A 19,682-nucleotide genomic window follows, 5' to 3' on the forward strand; every position below is an offset into this window, starting at 1 on the left:
AACTTTGCTGTATGAAATAAAAAGTTCTAAATTTTTGGTGCGGGAGCAATGATGTATGTAGTGGTTGAAGAGCTTATACCTGAAACAGCCCAAGATGGACACTCCAATCTTGGGACGATCGGTTTTGCTGTCGGTTTTGCCCTTATGATGGTACTTGATGTAGTATTGGGTTAGAAGTTTACCATGTTGTCCGTAGCCCTTGACACGCAATAATGAACACTATTTTTGTTTGTTCATTGTTTGCAGTTTATCTGATTGATTTGCAATCAACAATCGGTCACTCACTACTATTAGGTATTGTGTATTTTATTGCTATTGAGTAATTTTGCAACGAATTATAGAACTTAGTTCATTTATGCAGATTCTTAAACAAGATATAAACCGCCGTATTCTCGATGTGGCTCGACAGGAGTTTTCTTACCGGGGATTTACAAAGGCATCAATGCGCGACATTACTTAATAATGCTTATTGTGTTGATTCTCGGAGGGTGTTCCTCTGCTGATAGGGTCAACGGCCGGTATCTTTGCTTCTCTTGATGGCAGTTGATGTCAGTGTAGTTTATGGCCTTTTCATCGCAATTTTGCTCTGTGCTCATTTCAGAAACAGCGCAAGGCTTCCTCGATGCTCATGCCGGGGCATTTGCCTCATATTGCTATGATTTGAAAGGCGTTCGGTGATTTTCTGTTCAAGAAAGTGCTTGAAGTCGTCAGGCATTCCACCGCCGTTAGTGAAACCTTGCTCCGAAATTTCATAATTGATTGATGTTTTTGAAACATTTTTGAAATGTTTAAGCTCTTACTTTGTTGTTATAAAACAAATACAAGATTTAATTCATAAACATCAAGTAATCCTCACGCTACATGGACATATTGTTTCTCTGCGTTGTGATCTTCCTGTTTCTGCTGGCGGTATTCGATCTGTCGGTGGGGGTGAGCAACGACGCTGTCAACTTTCTGAACTCGGCTATAGGCTCTAAAGCGGCCTCGTTCAAGCGAATACTGATCGTGGCCTCGATAGGTGTGTTTATCGGCGCTGCGATGAGCAACGGTATGATGGACATTGCCCGCCACGGCATTTTCAGGCCGGAGCATTTTGCGTTTTATGACCTGATCTGCATTTTCATGGCGGTGATGGTCACGGACATCATACTGCTTGACGTGTTCAATACTCTCGGAATGCCAACCTCGACCACCGTCTCGATGGTTTTCGGCCTTTTGGGCGCTACGTTTGCGGTGGCTATGATCAAGATGGCCGGAGGCTCGGAGCTCGGCTTCAATGATCTGCTGAACACCGAAAAAGCACTGTCGGTCATCCTCGGTATCTTTCTTTCGGTTGCTGTGGCATTTTTCTTCGGCACTGTGGTGCAGTTCATTTCGAGAATGATTTTCTCGTTCAACTACCGCAGCCACATGAAGTGGAAAATCGGAATCTTCGGCGGTATCTGCGCTACGGCCATCGTCTACTTCCTTCTTCTCAAGGGTGTGAAGGAAATGGTGTTCATGACTCCTGAGGCAAAAGCCTGGATCGGGGCCAATACGTGGCTGATACTCGGCGGAAGCCTGGTTTTATTCACTGTGGTCATGCAGCTGCTCCATATGCTGAAGGTCAATGTGCTGAAGGTTATAGTGATGATGGGCACGTTTGCGCTGGCTATGGCTTTTGCCGGCAATGACCTTGTCAACTTCATTGGAGTGCCGCTGAGCGGACTTGAGTCATATAATGATTATATGGCAAACGGTGCCGGCGATGCTCACGGTTTTCTGATGGGGTCGCTCAACGGTCCGTCAGACACTCCGGTGTGGTTCCTGATCGGGGCCGGAGTGATAATGGTGGTTTCGCTTGCCACCTCGAAGAAGACCCACAATGTTTCAAAAACCGAAATCGGGCTCGGCTCGCAGCAGGGAGGCGAGGAGCTGTTCGGGTCGTCGCGCATAGCCCGCCGGCTTGTGCGCTGGGCTCTCAGGGTTATAGCGTGGGTCAGGAGTGTGACGCCGCCCCATGTGCGCCGCTGGTTTAACCGCAGGTTCAATACCGATGAGACTATCATGGACCAGGGTGCGGCCTTCGACCTTATCAGAGGTGCTGTGAATCTGGTGTTGGCGGGCGCTCTGATCGCGCTCGGCACATCGCTGAAGCTCCCGCTGTCGACCACGTTTGTAACGTTTATGGTGGCGATGGGTACTTCGCTTGCCGACCGGGCATGGGGGCGTGAGAGCGCTGTGTTCCGCATCACCGGTGTCATCTCCGTCATTGGCGGATGGTTCATCACCGCCGGTGCGGCTTTCATGGGCGCCGGAGTCATTGCCCTGCTGATGCATCTCGGAGGCCACTGGGTGATGATAGCTCTCGGAGCGCTGACCATCTTCCTGATCATACGCAGCAACCGCCGCTTCAAGGCCCGCAAGGAGGAGGAAAACGGCGATGTGATGTTTCAGACCATCATTTCTTCTGGCGATAAGAGCGAGAACTGGAATCTGCTTCTGCTCTACATCACTCAGCAGCAGGAAAAGTTTCTGTCATATGCCGGAGAGTCATACCGCGGCATAGCCGAAGCTTTTGTGAGCGAGAATGTCAGAGCGCTCGGCAAGGCTGAGTCGAGTCTGACGCGTCAGAAGAGCATACTGAAAAGCGACCGCAGAAAGGAGACGCTCTGTCTGCGTCAGGTGGCCCATGAGACGGCCATCGAGAAAAGCACCTGGTTCTATCTCAGCAACAACTGCTGCATGGGGATTCTCTACAATCTGCGGCGAATCAGCGAGATCTGCAAGGAGCATGTGGAAAACAACTTCCTGCCTCTCCCGCAGGCCTATGTGGGGGAATTCCGGGAGATCTGCTCGCGGGTAGAGATTCTGTTTAACGACACTCTGGCCATGATGGATACCGGGGGCACAGAGGCGATTCCGATGCTGCGCCGGCACTGTGACGAGATCAAGGATTTGATTTCTGAGACGTATCACCGGCTGTATGATCAGCTCCGCGAGGGCGATTCGGCCTCAATGACAGTGCTCTACGTGTATATGAACATGCTTCAGGAAACTCAGGAAATGGTTTCGGGCCTGCGTAAGTATCTGCGTGCCTACGCCAAATTGCGTGACACCCAGTTCAGAAGCCATCCGACAGGCGAAGACCGTCACCAACCCCTGCCGGCCTGATATTCTTGATTGGACAAACCAACCGTCAGCGGAGTTAATGACCGCTTTTCGGCAAAATTAAACAATCAGCCACTTAGCTTAGCGCTAAGTGGCTGATTGTTTAATTGTTTGGTCGTGAAATTTTTATTCCGGACTCACTCGATTATCAGAGATTAGCGTGTGCAACTTACGCTGTGGTCAGTTCTTCAGGCAGAATCGGCATGGCTCCCTTGCGTGTGCAACTTACGCTGTGGTCAGTTCTTCAGGCAGAATCGGCATGGCTCCCTTGCGGGTGCAGACGAAAGCCGAACTCTGGACTGCCAATGAATGGGACTCGGCCACGGATTTGCCTTTAAGAATCGACGATATGAAAGCGGCTGTAAAGCTATCACCTGCGCCTACGGTATCGGCTACCTCAACTTTCGGTGTAGGCTGGAAAGATACATTGCCGGGGGTGAATACATAGCTGCCGTTGATGCCACAGGTGAGAATCAGCATCTTGAGATTGTATTTTCCAAGAAGGATCCAGCATTTGTCCTGGAGGTCGATTCCGGGATAGCCGAACATGCGGCTCACGGTAACCAGTTCCTCGTCGTTGATCTTAAGAATGTTACAGCGCTTCATCGAATTGCAGAGGATTTCCTTGTTGTAGAATCCCTGACGGAGGTTGACGTCAAAGACCACCAGCGTATCGTCGTTCTGAGGCATGGCATCAAGAAAACGGTTGATCGTGTTGCGCGACACCACATTGCGCTGTGCGAGTGATCCGAAGCAGACAGCCCTTGTCTTTTCTGCGAGTGATTCGAGATGGGCGGTATAGGGTATATTGTCCCACGCAACGTTTTCTTTGATCTCATACTGCGGAACACCGGCCTGGTCGATCTCAACCTGCACTGTTCCGGTGGGATAAGGCACTTCGGCTATAAGCTGGTTGAGGCCCTTGGAGGTGAAATTATCAACTATTTCCTTGCCGAGGGCATCTTCGCCGACAGCGCTCACCACACAGCTGGGAAGCCCGAACTGAGAGACATGATAAGCGAAATTGGCAGGTGCGCCACCTATCTTTTTTCCTTCGGGGAGTACGTCCCACAGGGCTTCGCCCATTCCTACTACATAGTTATTCATGATCTTGCTGATTTGGAAGGTGTCTGATAATTTATTGATTATTTGACGATTTGATTTTCAATGTGTAATACAGAAGATAAGCCACTCCGACAGTCATCACTGCCACTGCGCCAGCCTGGCCGGTGGCGTCGGCGGCATAGCCCATTGCGAGAGGGAAGACGGTGCCTCCGAAGAGTCCCATGATCATGAGTCCGGAGACCTCGTTCTTTTCATCGGGCGAAGCCATCAGAGCCTGCGAGAAGATTACAGAGAATATGTTGGAGTTACCGAAGCCGATCAGGCCAAGCGCGGCATAGATCATTGTCAGCGACTCGCAGGTGAAAAGCATTCCCATAGCTGCAAGCATCATCACCACACTGATTCCAAAAAACAGTTTCGGTGACACCGAACGCAGTATGAAAGCTCCGAGGAAGCAGCCGGCTGTACGGAAGATGAAATAGACGCTCGTTGCGAATCCGGCTTCTTCGAGCGGCAGGCCGAGACGCTCCATGATGATCTTGGGAGCGGTTGTGTTGGTGCCCACGTCGATACCTACGTGACACATGATGCCCAGGAAGCAGAGAAGAATGAAGGGTCGGCCGAGCAGTCTGAGGCATTCACCCACGCCCGAAGCTTTGTCCGAGCGCTCCTCCTCGATGGGAGTGGCGGCGAGGGCCGAGATTGACACAAGGCTTATCACGGCGTAGATCACAAACAGCGCGCGCCAGCCGAGTCCGAAGGTCGGAAGATATGTTGTGGCTCCCCAGGCTGCGATCACCGGTGCGAGAAACGAGGCTATGGCCTTGACGAACTGTCCGAATGTCAGCGTCGACGCAAGCCGGCTGGGGCTTATGAGATTTGACACCAGCGGGTTGAGAGAGGTCTGCATGATGGCATTGCCGATGCCGAGCAGAGAGAACGAGAGGAGCATGGTGGTATAGCTGTCGCCTGTGATCGGGAGTATCAGCGAGACGGCTGTCACAAGCAGGCTCAGAAGCACTGTTTTCTTGCGCCCGATGCGGTTCATCAGCATTCCGGTGGGCACCGAGAATATCAGAAACCAGAAGAATACGAGCGAGGGGAAGAGATTGGCCTGCGAATCGGTCAGGCCCAGATCTTTCTGCACATAGTTTGATGCGGTGCCAACTAGGTCAACAAAACCCATTGCGAAGAAGCAGAGCATCACTGGGGCTATCTGTATCAGCGAACTTTTCTTGTCGCCGGCTAAAGTCTGTGAAATTTCCATAACTTGTTCGGAGTATTTTGAGGAGGTTTTATTCAACTGTTATCGAGTAGATCTTAAGATCGGAGAGACGGACGCTCCCTCCGGTAGCCCGCACTGAGAGACGGCTGTAGGGACTGTTGGGAAACACAAGGTTGGTCATGGCGAAACGGCCGTCTTTACCAAAGACCTCAATGCTTGAACGGTCAATGAAGATGCGCAGACCCACCTTGTCGCCGTCGGTATAGGCCGGGCTTACGGTCACTGCCGGAAAGTCCTGGCTGAAGTCCACTATTCCGCTCTTGCGGCGGTCGAATGACAGACTGTCAGACTTTGCATCATAGATCATCACGACCTTCTCGCCTGCGGCATTTGAAAGCTCTATTTCCACTGATTCGGCTTTCTTGGGACTGATCTCCATGTCGATCTCGCAGAGTTCGGGGATGGAATATGTCCTGGCCTTTGAGCCGAGAGAAGTTTTTGATACTGATTTCACGAGCGCGCCTCTGAGAGCGTCGACCTCAGGCGAGGGTGTGGACGACACGTAGAGCTGACCATCGGGCGCACGGAAGAGACCCATCTCGCGCGGAAGAGTGTTGGCACTGCGAAACTGCATTGTCGGTACCTCAGGAGCATACTGCCAGTTGCTCATCCAGCCTATCACCGTGCGGCGTCCGTCAGGAGCATCGCTGAAGCTGACGGTGGCATAGTGGTCCTTGCCGTAGTCGAGCCACTTGGTGGGAACCTTGCCTGAGTCATCGGTGTCAGAAGTGAAAGTCTTGCCATCGAAATCGCCGATGAAATACTGTGTGGCGCTGCCGCCGAAAGGCCCGCCGGGATTCAGGTTGCAGAGAAGCACCCACTTCTTGCCGGATTCACCATTGACAGGCAGTTCGAAGAGGTCGGGGCATTCCCAGACACCGTCCTGCGCGCCGAGACCACGGCCGAAGCTGCTTTCAAGAGTCCAGTCCTTCATGTCGGGCGAAGAGAAAATCAGCATCTCATGGTCAAGAGCATGGGCGAGCACCAGAATCCAGACATTGCGCTCCGCATCCCAGAACATATTCGGGTCGCGGGCTTCGCTGTCAAGCGTGAGCACCGGGTTGCCGTCATATTTCGTAAAAGTTTCTCCGTTGTCATCGCTCCAGGCGAGACTCTGGATCTGGCTTGCGGCAGCCGAAGTGTACATAGCCACCACCGCGTCCTTGCCGAAACCGGCGCTGCCGCTGCGGTCTACTGCTGAACTTCCGCTGAATATCATTCCGAGGCCGTCAGGCTCGATCACAGCGTCGGGACGGTGCTCCCAGTGGATCAGGTCGCGGCTGACGGAATGTCCCCATGAGAGATTCTGCCATTTCGAGCCGTAGGGGTTCCACTGGTAGCAGAGATGCCATTCGCCATCTTTGTAGAACATTCCGTTCGGGTCGTTCATCCAGCCGTAGAGCGGAGTGTGGTGATAGGCCGGACGGAATTTTTCACGATTGCTTGTATCGAAAGTATCGGAAACAGATATGTTCTGCCAGCAGGCATCTTCTTTGGCCTCGCGGACCGACGAGCGGCTCTGCGAGGTGACCACATTGAGCAAAACTTTCTTTCCTTTATAGTCTTCTATTTTCAGAGGCACGGTATAGTCGACCTTCGACTTGGCCAGACGCACGCTGAGAGTCTTGTCAGTCTTGCCGTCGACAAGCACGTTGACCGTGGCCTCGTCATTCGACTCCTGGACCGGGAGTATGAGATATTTACCGTCAGCGGTAACGCGCACAAGAGTATTGTTGACGCCGAGATGTTCAATCTCGACCCCTCTTTCAGCAGCCCGGAGAGAGCCGGCTGCTCCGATTGCCGTGGCTGCAATCATCGTCATCACGATATTAGAAATTCGGTTCATATTTTATTAATGTTATTGTGTTAGCAGTTGTTTGACAATGCAAAACTATCAACTCCTGCCGATTATGACTATAAAAAATAGTGCAATCGCTGTCAAATATGTTGCATGGGCGCAAAATTGCAAGCAAAGTACTTATTTTTCATAATATTATCCTTATCTTTGCCGGACACACAGCAAACTGCTTCTTAACATCAGCCATGAACAGAATCATCATACTCTTACTCATGTTGACGTCACTGCTTTTCTTCCCCTCGTGCCGGAAGAAGGAGCCTTACCGCATCGGCATCTCCCAATGCAGCCAGGACGGATGGCGCATGAAAATGAACGATGAGATCAACCGCGAGATCATGTTTCATCCCGAAGCGACAGTAGAGATCCGCTCGGCCGACAACAGCAATGAACGCCAGATTGCCGACATCCGTTATTTCATGGACAACGGTTTTGACATCATCATCGCCGCTCCGAACGAGGCCGACGCCATCACACCTATAATAAAAGAGGTTTATGAATCCGGAACTCCGGTGATAGTCTTTGACCGCAAGATCAACGGTGACACATACACAGCGTTCCAGGGGGTAGACAATACCGAAATCGGCAAGTCGGCGGCCCACTATGCCCGACACCTCATAGGCGAGGGTGGCAAGGTCATAGAGATCTGCGGACTGAAAGGTTCCACCCCGGCCATAGAACGCCACGAAGGATTCCACCGCGGAGCTACAGCCGAGGGGATTTCAGTCGTGGCATCTGCTTCAGGCGACTGGACTTACGAATCAGCCGTACCGGTAGCCGATTCACTGCTGACCGCGCATCCTGACGCAGACATGGTCTATGCCCACAATGACCGCATGGCCATAGCAGCCTCCGACGTTGCCCGCCGCCGCGGACTGAAAATGAAGATCATAGGCATTGACGCCGCTCCAGAGATAGGCATCAAAGCTGTGGCCGACAGTGTGATCGACGCAACTTTTCTCTATCCCACCGAGGGCTACAGGCTTATCCGGACAGCGCTTGCCATACTCGAAGGCAAGCCATACGAGCGGGTGTCCACTCTGCCGCTCTCCTCTCCGGTCGACATCACCAACGCCGACATCCTTCTGCTTCAGAACGGATCGCTCAATGAAGAGACCGAAAAAATCAGACTGCTCAAAAGCCAGGTGGACGACTTCTGGAGCCGCCATTCGGCACAGACCTCACTGTTCTATGCCGCCGTAGCCATACTTGTGCTGCTTGTCGGCGTTCTGTTTCTGCTTCTGCGCACATTCTGGCAACGTCAGCGCCACCAGCACCAGCTCATGGAGCAGAACCGGCTGCTTGAAGAACAGCGCGACGCTCAGAAAGAACTAAACGAACAACTCCACGCCGCCACTCAGTCGAAACTCGTCTTCTTCACCAACGTCTCGCATGACCTGCGCACACCTCTGACACTGATAGCCGAGCCGGTAGAGCAGCTTGTCAGGGCCGAAAACCTCACCCCACAGCAGCAGGTTCTGATGAAGATAGCTGACAAGAATGTCAGGATACTCCGCCGGCTGATAAACCAGATACTCGACTTCCGCAAATATGAAAACGGCAAGCTCGATGTCAATCTCACGGAGGTGCATTTCGGCTCGCTCGTCCATGACTGGACCGAGGCATTCCACGCCATAGCGCGCAAAAGCGGCATAAAACTTTCGGTGGACATCAGACTGCCTGATGACTTCACGATAGCGATCGACGTGGAGAAAATCGAGCGGGTGTTTTTCAACCTCATGTCAAACGCATTCAAGTACACTCCTGCTAACGGCAGCATACGCTTCACAGCCTCATTGGCCGACGGAAAACTGATGTTTGCCGTGGCTGACACCGGACGCGGAATCTCGGTGGAGGACCTGGGCAATATCTTCGACCGCTTTTATCAGGTTGACAAAGTCCATCCGAACGGCTCCGGCATAGGACTCTCTCTTGCCAAAGCCTTCGTAGAACTCCACGAGGGCAGCATTTCGGTAGAGAGCCAGTTAGGCGTAGGCTCGGAATTCACCGTGAACATTCCGGTCAGACACATCTCCGACACAGCCGAGACGGTGACGCCGGGCATCATCAGCGAGAGTGTTGTCGACGCCGAACTCGGAGAAATCGAGCCGGAACCACAGGAAATCGACGCCGACAAGCCTCTGCTGCTTGTGATCGATGACAACGAGGACATCCGCCATATGATACGCGAACTTCTCAGCGATGACTATGTGATGATCTTCGCGGCCAACGGCAAGGACGGTCTGCGGCTCGCGGCCAAATATGTCCCTGATCTAATCATCTGCGATGTAATGATGCCTCTGATGGACGGACTTGAATGTTGCCGCCGTATAAAAGAAGAGGTGTCGACATCTCACATTCCGGTGCTCCTGCTGACGGCATGTTCGATGGACGAACAGCGGGCGCAGGGCTACGACAGCGGTGCCGACGGCTATGTCGCCAAGCCGTTCAACTCTTCGGTGCTGAAATCGAGATGCCGTAATCTGATCGACAACCGGCGCAGAATCAAGGACCTCTGGTCGGCAAACCCGATAGGCGGCATGAGCGACAGACCGCGCCCGGCGCTGCCCCCCGACAAGGCTGCGGCCCCCAACGGCGATCTTGACAACGAATTCTATGCCCGCTTTCTCTCGATAGTCACCGCAGAGATGGGCAACTCTGATCTGAACGTTGATCAGCTTGCCTCACGCATGGGGCTCGGACGCTCGCAGTTCTACCGCAAGATCAAGGCCCTGACCAACTACAGTCCGGTGGAGCTCCTTCGCAATCTCAGACTGAAACGCTCGCGCGACCTGCTGACCACCACCCGGAAATCAATCAGCGAGATTGCCTATGAGGTTGGATTCTCTACCCCGGCCTACTTCACAAAGTGCTACAAAGAAGCCTTCAGCGAAACCCCTACCGAACTGCGCGAACGGCTTTCATCAAAATAAGAGGCCGTACATTTGTACAACCTCTAATAGGGTGTTTCATGACAACTGTCAAGCCCCCACAGACAAACTTCCTGACATAAAGACACACCGGCACTCCTGCGCAAAGGAGCTGCCGGTGTGTTTCCTTTTCTCCGGCGGGAGAGTCTGATTCGCCGGAGGGCTGTCAAAAATGGTGCTTTATGTATAAAAAATCATTCATAGCACGATATTTTATAGCCAATGCAACAGGTGTTATATGCACTACAATATATTCAGTGATAAATTTGCGTCAGAAATTTACCAATCTTTTAACCAATGAAAAAAACTATCTTATATGCGCTGTTCATGCTGCTCGCCGCAATCAGCGCACAGGCACAGAACATCACAGTGCACGGAACGGTTTTATCGAAGACCGATGACGAGCCTCTGATCGGGGCCTCCGTCATGTCAGAAGTCCTGAAGACAGGAGCAAGCACCGATATCGACGGACAGTTTACACTCAAAGTTCCCGAAGGATCAAAGATCACCATCTCTTATGTAGGCTACATGCCGCTGACACTCGTGGCAGAGCCTGAAATGACCATACACCTCAGCGAAGACATCGAGATTCTTGACGAAGTAGTAGTGGTGGGTTACTCATCTGAAAAGAAATCAGACCTCACCGGCTCGGTGTCTGTAGTGAAGATGAAAGATGTGTCTGACACCCCGACCGGCAACGTAATCCAGGCACTCCAGGGCCGTGTGGCCGGCATGAACATCACCACTGACGGAACACCGGGCGGTCTGAGCACCGGCACATCGATCCGCGGCGCCTCTTCATTCCGCAGCGAGGCCAACGGTCCGCTCTATGTGATCGACGGCGTGATGACCCGCGAGAATCCGGGCACCATCCTCAACAGCAACGACGTGGAGTCGATCCAGGTGCTCAAGGACGCAGCCTCGGCTTCGATCTACGGCGCCCAGGCAGCCAACGGCGTGATCATCATCACCACCAAGCGCGCCAAAAAGGGTGAAAGCCGCGTAACATTCGACGCCACACTCACACTCCAAACCTATCAGAGCGGCCTTGACATGCTCAATGCCGACCAGTGGGGCGACGTCTATTGGTCAGCCTACAAATATTCCTACGGCACCACCCCGACCTCTGAACTCTACGGCAACGGCGCCACCCCCAAACTCCAGCCCTACGTGAACCTCAACGGAGTAATGGTCAACCCGCAGAACACCGACTGGGAAAAAGAGATCCACCGCACAGCGCTTATGCAGACCTACAGCGTAGGCCTCTCCAGAGGCGATGAAAACGGTTCGTCATCACTTTCGCTGAGCTGGCTCGACCATGACGGTATCATCAAAGGCTCCGATTTCCAGAAAGCCAACGCCCGCTTCAGTTCAGACTACGGCTTCATCAACAACCGCCTGCGCGCCGGCGGCAATGTCACCGTCAACTGGTGGCGCCAGCACAACGCTCCCGGCAGAATAGAGGAAAACGCAATCAAGATGCACCCGGCCCGCACAGTCTATGACTCGGAAGGCAACTACAACGACCAGGTGGCCTTCGGCCTGAACGACACCCCCAACATCATGCGCCAGATCGAAGAGGAAGCCAACAACAAACGCGAATACTGGCGAGTGTTCGGCAACGCCTATCTCTCTGTCGAACCGATCAAGAACCTCATCATCAAGACCAACTTCGGTCTCAACTACCACAACGGCAACGACAAGATTTTCACCCCTGCCAACCTCCGCGACAAGACCAACAGTCTCTATCAGTATTCAAGCAAGACCACAGACTGGGTCTGGACCAACACCGCACAGTATAACGCCGACTTCGGCAAGAACTCCATCATGGCGCTCCTCGGCATCGAGGCCAAGCGCAACCACTTCGAAGACATGTTCGGCGAAGGCAAAGGCCTTGAGATCGAAGCCCCCGACTATCTCTATCTGGGCAATGTCACCTCAAATAAGAACACCGGTTCCGGAGCCTCGAACTACTCGATGTTCTCCGTGTTCGGAAATATAATCCGCAAAACGAAATGTTACGCGCTCTTGAAACGAAGCGTTGCTTTTTCTAAAACCAAACGTATCCCGGAACACCCATTTTCAAAAAAATTTCGCCCGGCTTCGCCGGGGTCTGAGGGTTGACCCCGGCGCGTGTCCGGCACTCCCCTGCTCCACTCCACCATATTTGAACGGCCTCCGAACATCGTCCGAAGACCGTTCTTTTCGTGTTTCGCTTTACGCTTTGGGTCGCTGCGCGACCGCTTTGGCTTTGTCGCTCACGCAACCTCGATCAGCGCCTTGTAAGCGGCCACGCTCTGCGCCCTGACGAGCTTGCCGCGGAAGGCCAGGCGCGACCCGACACTCGTGCTCGCATACGAAGCACCGTAATACGCATACGCGCACGACACGCCGCCACTCGCATACGCGTAAGCGCTGCCGCGATAGACCACACGGCCTGTTGCGGTGCTTATCCAGTAGATGTCGCAGTAGTGGGTGCTTGATGAGCCATTGGCGCTTCCTACGGGGACTACTGCCATATAAAGGCCGTGAGCAACGGCAGTCGTCCATGCTCCGTTCGTTGTATGACCCTTTATCATGAAGGTGCTGCCGTCGGGAAGCCATATCCGCCACTTGCCGGCGTTACCGCTTGTGTTCGGAAGGTCGACACCGTCCATCATGTCGTACTTATGGCCGTAGATATCCTCGTAGCCCAGGCAGCAGATGTTATTCATCTGCTCCACGGTCTGCGCCCCGTACTCCTCTTTGATGTACCAAGCGTACTGGTGTACGAGGTTCTCTATCATGGAGTTCGTTACGTTCGGATTTATGGCTTTGGCAGCCTCGTAGCCCACGGTATCGGTCATGCCGTATTTCATGGTGCCACCGACTGTGCGGTTGTTGGTGTGGGAGCCGGCTCCGCACTGCTCCTGGGCATCCCTGCGACCGTATTTGGCGTAGAAGAGGTTGGCGATGCGGAAGTGCATCATCGCGTCTATCTGCTGCATGCCGCGCTGGGCGCTGTAATAGTGGAAGTCGGTCCAGGACATGCTTGCCAGTGTGTATTTGCCGGCAACGGCCGCTCTGAACTTGCCGTTGACCTCGGAGGTGCCGACAACGGCGCACAGATGTTCGTCATCGTAGTACCAGTCGGGTTCCATGTCCTCTATCTTTGTCGAGTTGGAAAGGATGACCTTGTCAAACTCCGCTGTAATGAGTATGGTGAAGTGGAGCGACACTGCTCCTTCGGGCACATCGACAATGAGGTACATGCCCGGCTCGAACTTGTTGGCGAGGGTCGGGACTATGACCTCGCTGACCTTGTTGCCTTGCGCGTCGCAGAAGATGGAACCCATGAGGTTGGTGCCGGGAACGGTCGGGAAGCGCACCCTGCGGTGTTTCGATACGTCGACGGAGCAGACGGCATAGGAATTGTCGTTGCTGTAGGAGGTGGCAAGTGTAGCCTTGCCGGTCATGATCTTGCGGCCCTGTATGTATCCGCCTCCAGCTTTTATGTCATCGAGAGTGACAACATCGGCTTCGGGCCGGGCCGGGGCTTTGTCCTTTGCGTTGCTACTGTAGCATGAGTAGTGCTTGGCCTTGAGATAATCGTTGATGCCTTTGGACCACATGCCGGGCTCATACATCATCAGGTCTCCTTCCGTGGAGTCGAGTTTCGCCGGGGTGCAGTTGACTGTATCCTCTGCGTCGGCGTAGTAGTTGGAGTTGCCGTCATGCAGGGGGAACCAGGTCATCTCGCCGTCGAGGTTGTTCATCGTGGTCTCTACGTTGGCGATGGTGACAGGGCGTGTGGTGGCCTTTTTCGTCACTTTGGCAAGTGTTTTGTGACGTTTGGCGAGTATCGCGGAGATATGACCGCTGGGCTTGTATTCGTTGCCGTATTTGTAGCCCGTGTCGTTGTCGAGGTTGCTGATGTTTGCGTCGTCGCTTACGGAGTCGTCGAACTCGATCATGGTGTATTCGGGCTGTACGATGTTCAGTTCGGGGAAGTGGGCGCACATCTGCTCGTAACGCCCCTGCTCGATATATTTGGTGAGGCGCACCGTGCCGACAAGGGCGCAGGTGTCGGTGAAGTTGCCTTCGGCATCGACCCCGCCCATCGCCATGAACTTGTTGAGCCACGTGCCGTCGTCCTCGCGGTCTATGCCGGTGACACGGATGCGGTCGGCGTTGGCGCAGCGATTCAGCAACGCCTCCCAGTTGAGTCCGGGGCAGTTGTCGAAGATGAAGGTGCGGACGTTGCCATAGGTCTCCAGTGTCAGGCCGCCGGAGGTGAGCTTGCCGAGGTATTCAAGGCGCAGTGTTGTCAGCGTGCCCGGAAGCCTTGCGATGGTCACCGGCGCGCCTTTGGCGAAGTTTATGCTCTGCACTTTCGTTCCCCTGGCATCGAGTTCCTCAAGTCTGGTCTGGTTGGTGAGGTTGAGGGCGGTGCTGGTGCTGCCGCCGGTCTTGGCCTGTGTCTGATTACGCAGGGATAGTCTACGCAGTTGGCGGCAATTGCCTATTGACAGCCACCACCCTGTGGAACCGCCGCCCTGTGGCGCGTCGAGGTTGAGTTCGCGCAGAACGGAGCATTTGCCGAGGTCGAGGGCGTTCTTGAGATGGCCGGCCGCCCTTGTCATGTCGAGCGCCTTGATGCGGCTTGCGCCGTAGACGCGCAAAGGGTCGTTGACCGTATAGGCCCCGGTGATGTCGAGGGTGGCCGTGTCGCCTGCGTCGACAATGCCTGTATTGGCGATGTTGGGGCTGTTGTTGGTTCCGTAGCCGAAGGCGTATGGCTCGTTGGCAGTGATCCGCAGGGTATCATTCGTGTCGTCTGCGGCACGGGCCATGTAAAGGTCGATGTTGTCGGAGGTGAAGTTGCTCGTGCCGTATTTGGCGTCGAGAAGGGCGAAGCGGTTTCTGATGAAGTAGGTGCGGTGGCTCCTGTTGCTGCCCTGCAGGGCGTAGATGAACGGCCATACCTTGCCGTACATCTCCCTCGTGGCAGGGGCGATGTATTTCAGATAGCCGGACTTGTTGAACGCACGGTCACTCCAGTTGCCGCTCTGTTCGTCGTTGAGCATAGACAGCACACGCTCGTTGGTCATGACGGCGCGGAAGGCCCCGGCACAGCGTTTCAGATCATCCTGAAGGTTGGCGAGAACGAGGTTCCACAGCCATGAGTCGTGTCCCTCGAAGGCGTATTTGCCGGCCTCGGCGTCCCATGTGTCGCGGTCGGTGGTATAGAGATAGACCAGGAAGCAGTCGTTACGTTTGCCCAACTGGGTGTCGCCATCGTAATATGTGATATACCATTTGAGGCCGTCCCATGTGCGGAGCATCATGTTCTTGGCTCTCTGGTCCACGCTCAGGAAGTAGTCGGTGAAAATGTAGTAGGTCAGAAGGAAGTCCTTGTCGAAATACTGCCCTATCTCGTTTTTGAACTTGTCGCTCCTGAATGTGGAGAGGTCGTTGGAGTTTGCCCCGGCCGGCACACATGAGCGTATCCATCCGTAAAGGCGTTTGAGTGCGGATTTAGCTTCCGGACCCAGTTCGCTCACGTCTTTTGCAGGGTTAGGGGTCCATGCGCAGTCGCCGTCGCTCTTGACTTTGCCCGATGTGTTGACTCCATAGTTTACCTCAGCTCCGGCGTCAAATTTGGCTGCAAGGTCTTCATCGCTTGCGGTGGCGAACAGACATATCGGGGAGGTGTTGTTGAGCATCTCGAGGGCGATGGGGCATTCCGGGGTATAGCCTTCGACCCCTTCCATGCCGAACACCGGGCCGCTCTTGGATTTCTCGTTGTTGAAGTTGTACTGGCCGTAGTAGACGTTCTCGCCGTCGGCGGTTTCGGCACAGAAGATGTCGATGGGCATGCCGTCGATGGCGGTGCGCACGTTTATGGCCGCGAGGCTGTTGCCCCCCTGCTCGTACTGGTGGCGCTGCGGAGGGGTCAGCAGACCCAGTTCCTTCATGACGTCGTTGAACAGCTTGGCACCGCCGGTGTTGAGCGACATCGACGAGTCGGAGTAGTCGCTCTTGCAGCAGACGATGGGCACGGGCACGGCTCCGGGGCGCATCCTGTACTTGTTGCCGGCAAGTACGTTCTTGCCGGTCATGGAGAGATTCTCGCTGCCCTTGGTGAAGTAGATGCGGATATTCTTGCTCGGATATTTGGTCGACGATGTACCCTGTATGCGGATATAGCAGTTGGTGAGGATGAAGTCGTAATCGGGGCCGAGCGGCGAATAAAAGTAGACATCGGCAAGGAAGTCGGTCTTCTTGTTGTTGGTCTCGTAGACATCATCGAGCATGTTCTTCCTGACGATGCGCAGGACTCCCTTCCCTTGGGCTCGCAGCTTGTCGAGGTCGACATCGCCGTTGTCGCCCAGGATGTCGTTGATGGTGAATTCACCCATCATCTCCTCGGTGGTCTCGCAGTCGACGATGCGGTTCTCGAGTTCCTCGTCGTCGCTGAGGGCACGGTTATATACTCGTATGCTCTTTATCTCGATGTCAGCTTCGGAACTGTCAATGGTGATCTCCTGCGGCGTGTCCTGACGGAAGCTGAATGATGAGTCATAGATGTCGGCGCCGTTGCGGTTGCCGTTCATGTATAGTTCCATCAGCCGGTCCTGTGCGGCCGTGCCTATCGTCAGGGCGACCTTGGTCCACTCTCCCTCGACTATATTGGTGGCGAGCTTGATCTCGCGTGTGACCTGCTCGTCGTCCTCGTTGGTGTAGGTGACGGTCTGCCCGGTTCTGAAGCTCGCCTCGGAGGTGGTGACGAGCAGGCCCTTCCCTTTGTCGATACATGACACCACAGAGGCCGTGCGGTCCATGATGTTGCTCACGCGCATTGTTATCTCGACCGTCAGGCCGCCGGACTTGACATCGGTGGCGAAAGGTCTGTAGCCGATGGTGGCCCTCGCTCCGTTGGTGAGCTTCAAGGCCCCGTCTATCCATCCGCTGCTGCCCCAGTCCACGTTTTCAAACGATGTTGTAATGCCGTTCGATTCCCATTTGGCGCGGTCATCGGGGCTTTCGTCGTTGCTACGTCCGGCTGCGTCGAGTTTGAACTGCAGGCCGTACTGCGCTTCGCCGATGTCGATGCCGCTCTCGGCCACGTCGATATGTATGGTGTAACTTGCCGAGCCGAGTTTCAGCTGCAGGATCTGCCGTCCTTTCTCGGTAAATCGGTTGGTATAGGTCTGCGCGGTTCTGGGCACGCTTACGGTACGCGCCAGTGTGCCGTTGTGCCAAAGTTCCACTGTAGCCGGAACTACCGACGGATCATAGGCGGCGAAGTCGAATGTGCATTTCTCGTACTGCCCCGCCTCGATGACCGGGATGGAGTGAGCCGCCCCGGTGAATATGCGCCCGTCAGGGTGGATAATCTTGGTGCCTATGAAGGGTGCGTTGCTGCCGCGTTTGAGGATGTCGAAGTAGATGCTCTCGCTGCAGAGCGTAAGACTGTCCTGCTCCATCTCGGCGACCATCTGAACGGTATGGCGCCCTACCGACAGCCCGGCCATGTCGAGGTTAAAGTTGCCGTTGGTGGTGCCGCTCCTTGTAACCGAGTGGAGGTTGCGCTGCACACCGTCGACATACAGTATTACGGATTTCGTGCCGGCACCGGACACGGCGTATGGTATCTCGACCTTGTCATGGAGGTCGTAACCGCCCTGGGCGAGTCCGGAAGCCACGTTGTATGAACTTGAAAGGTTCAGGCTGACCACCTTGATGCTGACATAGGCCGGCTTGCGCTGCTGTTTGCCGGTGGTCGGGTCGGTGGCCGTGGCTGTGACATAGATGTCGCTTGTTCCGAGAAGGAGGTATTTTGTGAGGTCGAGGGTGTAAGTCCCCTTGCTGACATTCTGCTTTGTTTCACTGTAGGTGGTGACGATGCCGCGCTTGACGGTGATTTCAACGGTGGCTTTCTGCCCTGTGCTCTGCCCGGCTTCCTCGCCTGTGAACTGGTGGTCGTAGCTCCATGTAAGGATAGCCGAGCCGCCATCCTTTATGGTAGACGCACTCAGCGATGCGTTCAGCACTATCTTGGTGCCGGCTGCATCTCCCCCACCCCCGCCACCGGCGGGTATGGTGAAGTCGGTGATGACGGCGCTCTTGCTCTTGAGCTGCACGGTGACGGTGCCGTCCTCGTTCTCGATGACCTCGTTGTTGAACAGCGTGCCGGATTCCAGTTCCGACAGTTTGGCGGTCACTACTCCGTTCTGCACCGGATTGGTGCTATCGGGGTTGAGGCTGTCGTCCACCTCGGTCTCATTTATTGTGATGCCGACATTCCCTTCCGCATCCGGCGTTTTCTTTTCGCCGTTGACGGTGACACTCCTGACGGTGTTCTTTGACCCGTATTCCTCCCATGCGCCTGGGTTGGTGAAGGTGGAGAGGCTCGTGCCGATGAAACGGTAGTCCTCCCATTTGCCGGCGGCGCTCTCAAAGGTGATGATCATGCCGCGCTTCTGCTCGTCATCGATGTCGGCTTCGGCGAGTTTAGCCACGGCGGTCGTCTTGGTGTAATAACCTGTGGTCAGCGGATGCAGGGCGGTGACGTTATAGTATCCGCTACCACTCCCGGTTCCGGCGGTGGCGAATGGTATCCACTTGGTCGCATCGGAAATGTCATTATCCGAATTACCGATGAACTGCCACGACTCCCAGCCTTTGGATCCTCTGAATATCATCACACAGCCGATGGACATATACTCGTCACCATCGGACTGCGAGTGCGCGGCCAATGCGTCCTTGGCCGCGCTCCAGTCTGCGAATACCCGCTCGGGGTCGCCTAAGATGTCGTTCACAAGTACCATGGGATGGCGGCGCGCCGATTCTATGGCCTTCTGAAGCTGTGTGGTGGCATCATTCGCTGCCGTTGCTGCATCTCGGGCCTGTGTTGCCGCGTTTGCAGCGACTGTCGCAGCCTGTGACGCTGCGTCCCTTGCAGCGTTGGCCTGTAAGGTCGCATTGGTTGCGTTTAAGGCTGCCGTTGTTGCGGATTTCGCCGCGTCATCGGCCGGCTTGCGCAGCAGCGACACCGGTGCGCTTACGACCTCGGTGCCGCGGATGGCCGGGAGGGTTGTGATGCCGTCAAGGCTCGCCACGACGGGGAGTTCATCCATGCTCTGGCTCTCGGCCTTGATGGCGTTGAGCATCTCGTTCTTGTCTGCCTGTGATAATGCCATGATTAGTCTGTTTTAGTCTGGTTGTTTATCTGCTCGTTAAGCCCGTCGATGAATGCCGGGGTTCCGTAATTGGCCGCGACCTCCGTGATGGTGCGTACCTCTTCGTCGGTATAGTCGGTAACACCCTCACTACGGTAGATTTTCATTGCGAGGGCATGCGCACGTATCCCATTCACATTAATGTAAATCATATCTGCCACACACTCTCTCGC

General features: G+C 54.6%; 8 protein-coding genes and 1 pseudogene. 4 read left to right on the forward strand and 5 right to left on the reverse strand.

Annotated elements, in window-relative coordinates:
- Positions 1–33: 33 nt before the first annotated feature.
- Together FDZ78_RS14780 and FDZ78_RS03365 are read left to right on the forward strand one after the other, a co-directional pair.
- A pseudogene (locus FDZ78_RS14780) lies at positions 34–174 on the forward strand (ZIP family metal transporter); the annotation flags it as partial.
- A gap of 687 nt (positions 175–861) precedes the next feature.
- The gene (locus FDZ78_RS03365; protein ID WP_136409089.1) at positions 862–3,153 is read left to right on the forward strand and encodes an inorganic phosphate transporter; all 2,292 of its coding nucleotides are present in this window, start codon (positions 862–864) and stop codon (positions 3,151–3,153) included.
- 222 nt (positions 3,154–3,375) lie between these two features.
- On the opposite strand, the gene FDZ78_RS03370 is transcribed toward FDZ78_RS03365, so the two are convergent.
- From FDZ78_RS03370 to FDZ78_RS03380, 3 genes are read right to left on the reverse strand one after another with little or no spacing between them, the layout of a single operon-like run.
- Entirely contained in the window at positions 3,376–4,257 is an 882-nt protein-coding gene (locus tag FDZ78_RS03370; protein ID WP_136409090.1) for a carbohydrate kinase, read from the reverse strand.
- A gap of 31 nt (positions 4,258–4,288) precedes the next feature.
- Positions 4,289–5,482 (reverse strand): MFS transporter, encoded by a 1,194-nt coding sequence (locus FDZ78_RS03375; RefSeq protein ID WP_240597803.1) that lies wholly within the window; start codon positions 5,480–5,482, stop codon positions 4,289–4,291.
- A 28-nt stretch (positions 5,483–5,510) separates the two neighbouring features.
- A complete protein-coding gene (locus FDZ78_RS03380) occupies positions 5,511–7,346 on the reverse strand; it encodes a DUF4980 domain-containing protein (RefSeq protein ID WP_240740332.1) in 1,836 nt (611 codons plus the stop codon).
- 197 nt (positions 7,347–7,543) lie between these two features.
- On the opposite strand from FDZ78_RS03380, the gene FDZ78_RS03385 reads away from it, so the two are divergent.
- Both FDZ78_RS03385 and FDZ78_RS03390 read left to right on the forward strand, forming a co-directional pair.
- Positions 7,544–10,288, forward strand: a complete 2,745-nt coding sequence (locus tag FDZ78_RS03385) for a substrate-binding domain-containing protein (protein WP_107032993.1) — start codon at positions 7,544–7,546, stop codon at positions 10,286–10,288.
- 294 nt (positions 10,289–10,582) lie between these two features.
- Positions 10,583–12,409, forward strand: a complete 1,827-nt coding sequence (locus FDZ78_RS03390; RefSeq protein WP_136409091.1) for a SusC/RagA family TonB-linked outer membrane protein — start codon at positions 10,583–10,585, stop codon at positions 12,407–12,409.
- Between the two features lie 134 nt (positions 12,410–12,543).
- Here FDZ78_RS03390 and FDZ78_RS03395 read toward each other — a convergent pair whose 3' ends face one another.
- Entirely contained in the window at positions 12,544–19,470 is a 6,927-nt protein-coding gene (locus tag FDZ78_RS03395) for a hypothetical protein (protein WP_137426176.1), read from the reverse strand.
- Positions 19,471–19,472: 2 nt separating this feature from the next.
- Positions 19,473–19,661: a hypothetical protein gene (locus FDZ78_RS03400; RefSeq protein ID WP_240740333.1), complete on the reverse strand. Its 189-nt coding sequence runs from the start codon at positions 19,659–19,661 to the stop codon at positions 19,473–19,475.
- Positions 19,662–19,682: the final 21 nt, after the last annotated feature.

The organism is Duncaniella sp. B8 (genome assembly GCF_005304985.1).
Classification (GTDB): domain Bacteria; phylum Bacteroidota; class Bacteroidia; order Bacteroidales; family Muribaculaceae; genus Duncaniella; species Duncaniella muris.

Coding starts and splice junctions, on each gene's coding strand:
- FDZ78_RS03365 (WP_136409089.1), top strand. CDS start 862: ATGGACATATTGTTTCTCTGCGTTGTGATCTTCCTGTTTCTGCTGGCG.
- FDZ78_RS03385 (WP_107032993.1), top strand. CDS start 7,544: ATGAACAGAATCATCATACTCTTACTCATGTTGACGTCACTGCTTTTC.
- FDZ78_RS03370 (WP_136409090.1), bottom strand. CDS start 4,257: ATGAATAACTATGTAGTAGGAATGGGCGAAGCCCTGTGGGACGTACTC.
- FDZ78_RS03395 (WP_137426176.1), bottom strand. CDS start 19,470: ATGGCATTATCACAGGCAGACAAGAACGAGATGCTCAACGCCATCAAG.
- FDZ78_RS03380 (WP_240740332.1), bottom strand. CDS start 7,346: ATGAACCGAATTTCTAATATCGTGATGACGATGATTGCAGCCACGGCA.
- FDZ78_RS03375 (WP_240597803.1), bottom strand. CDS start 5,482: ATGGAAATTTCACAGACTTTAGCCGGCGACAAGAAAAGTTCGCTGATA.
- FDZ78_RS03400 (WP_240740333.1), bottom strand. CDS start 19,661: ATGATTTACATTAATGTGAATGGGATACGTGCGCATGCCCTCGCAATG.
- FDZ78_RS03390 (WP_136409091.1), top strand. CDS start 10,583: ATGAAAAAAACTATCTTATATGCGCTGTTCATGCTGCTCGCCGCAATC.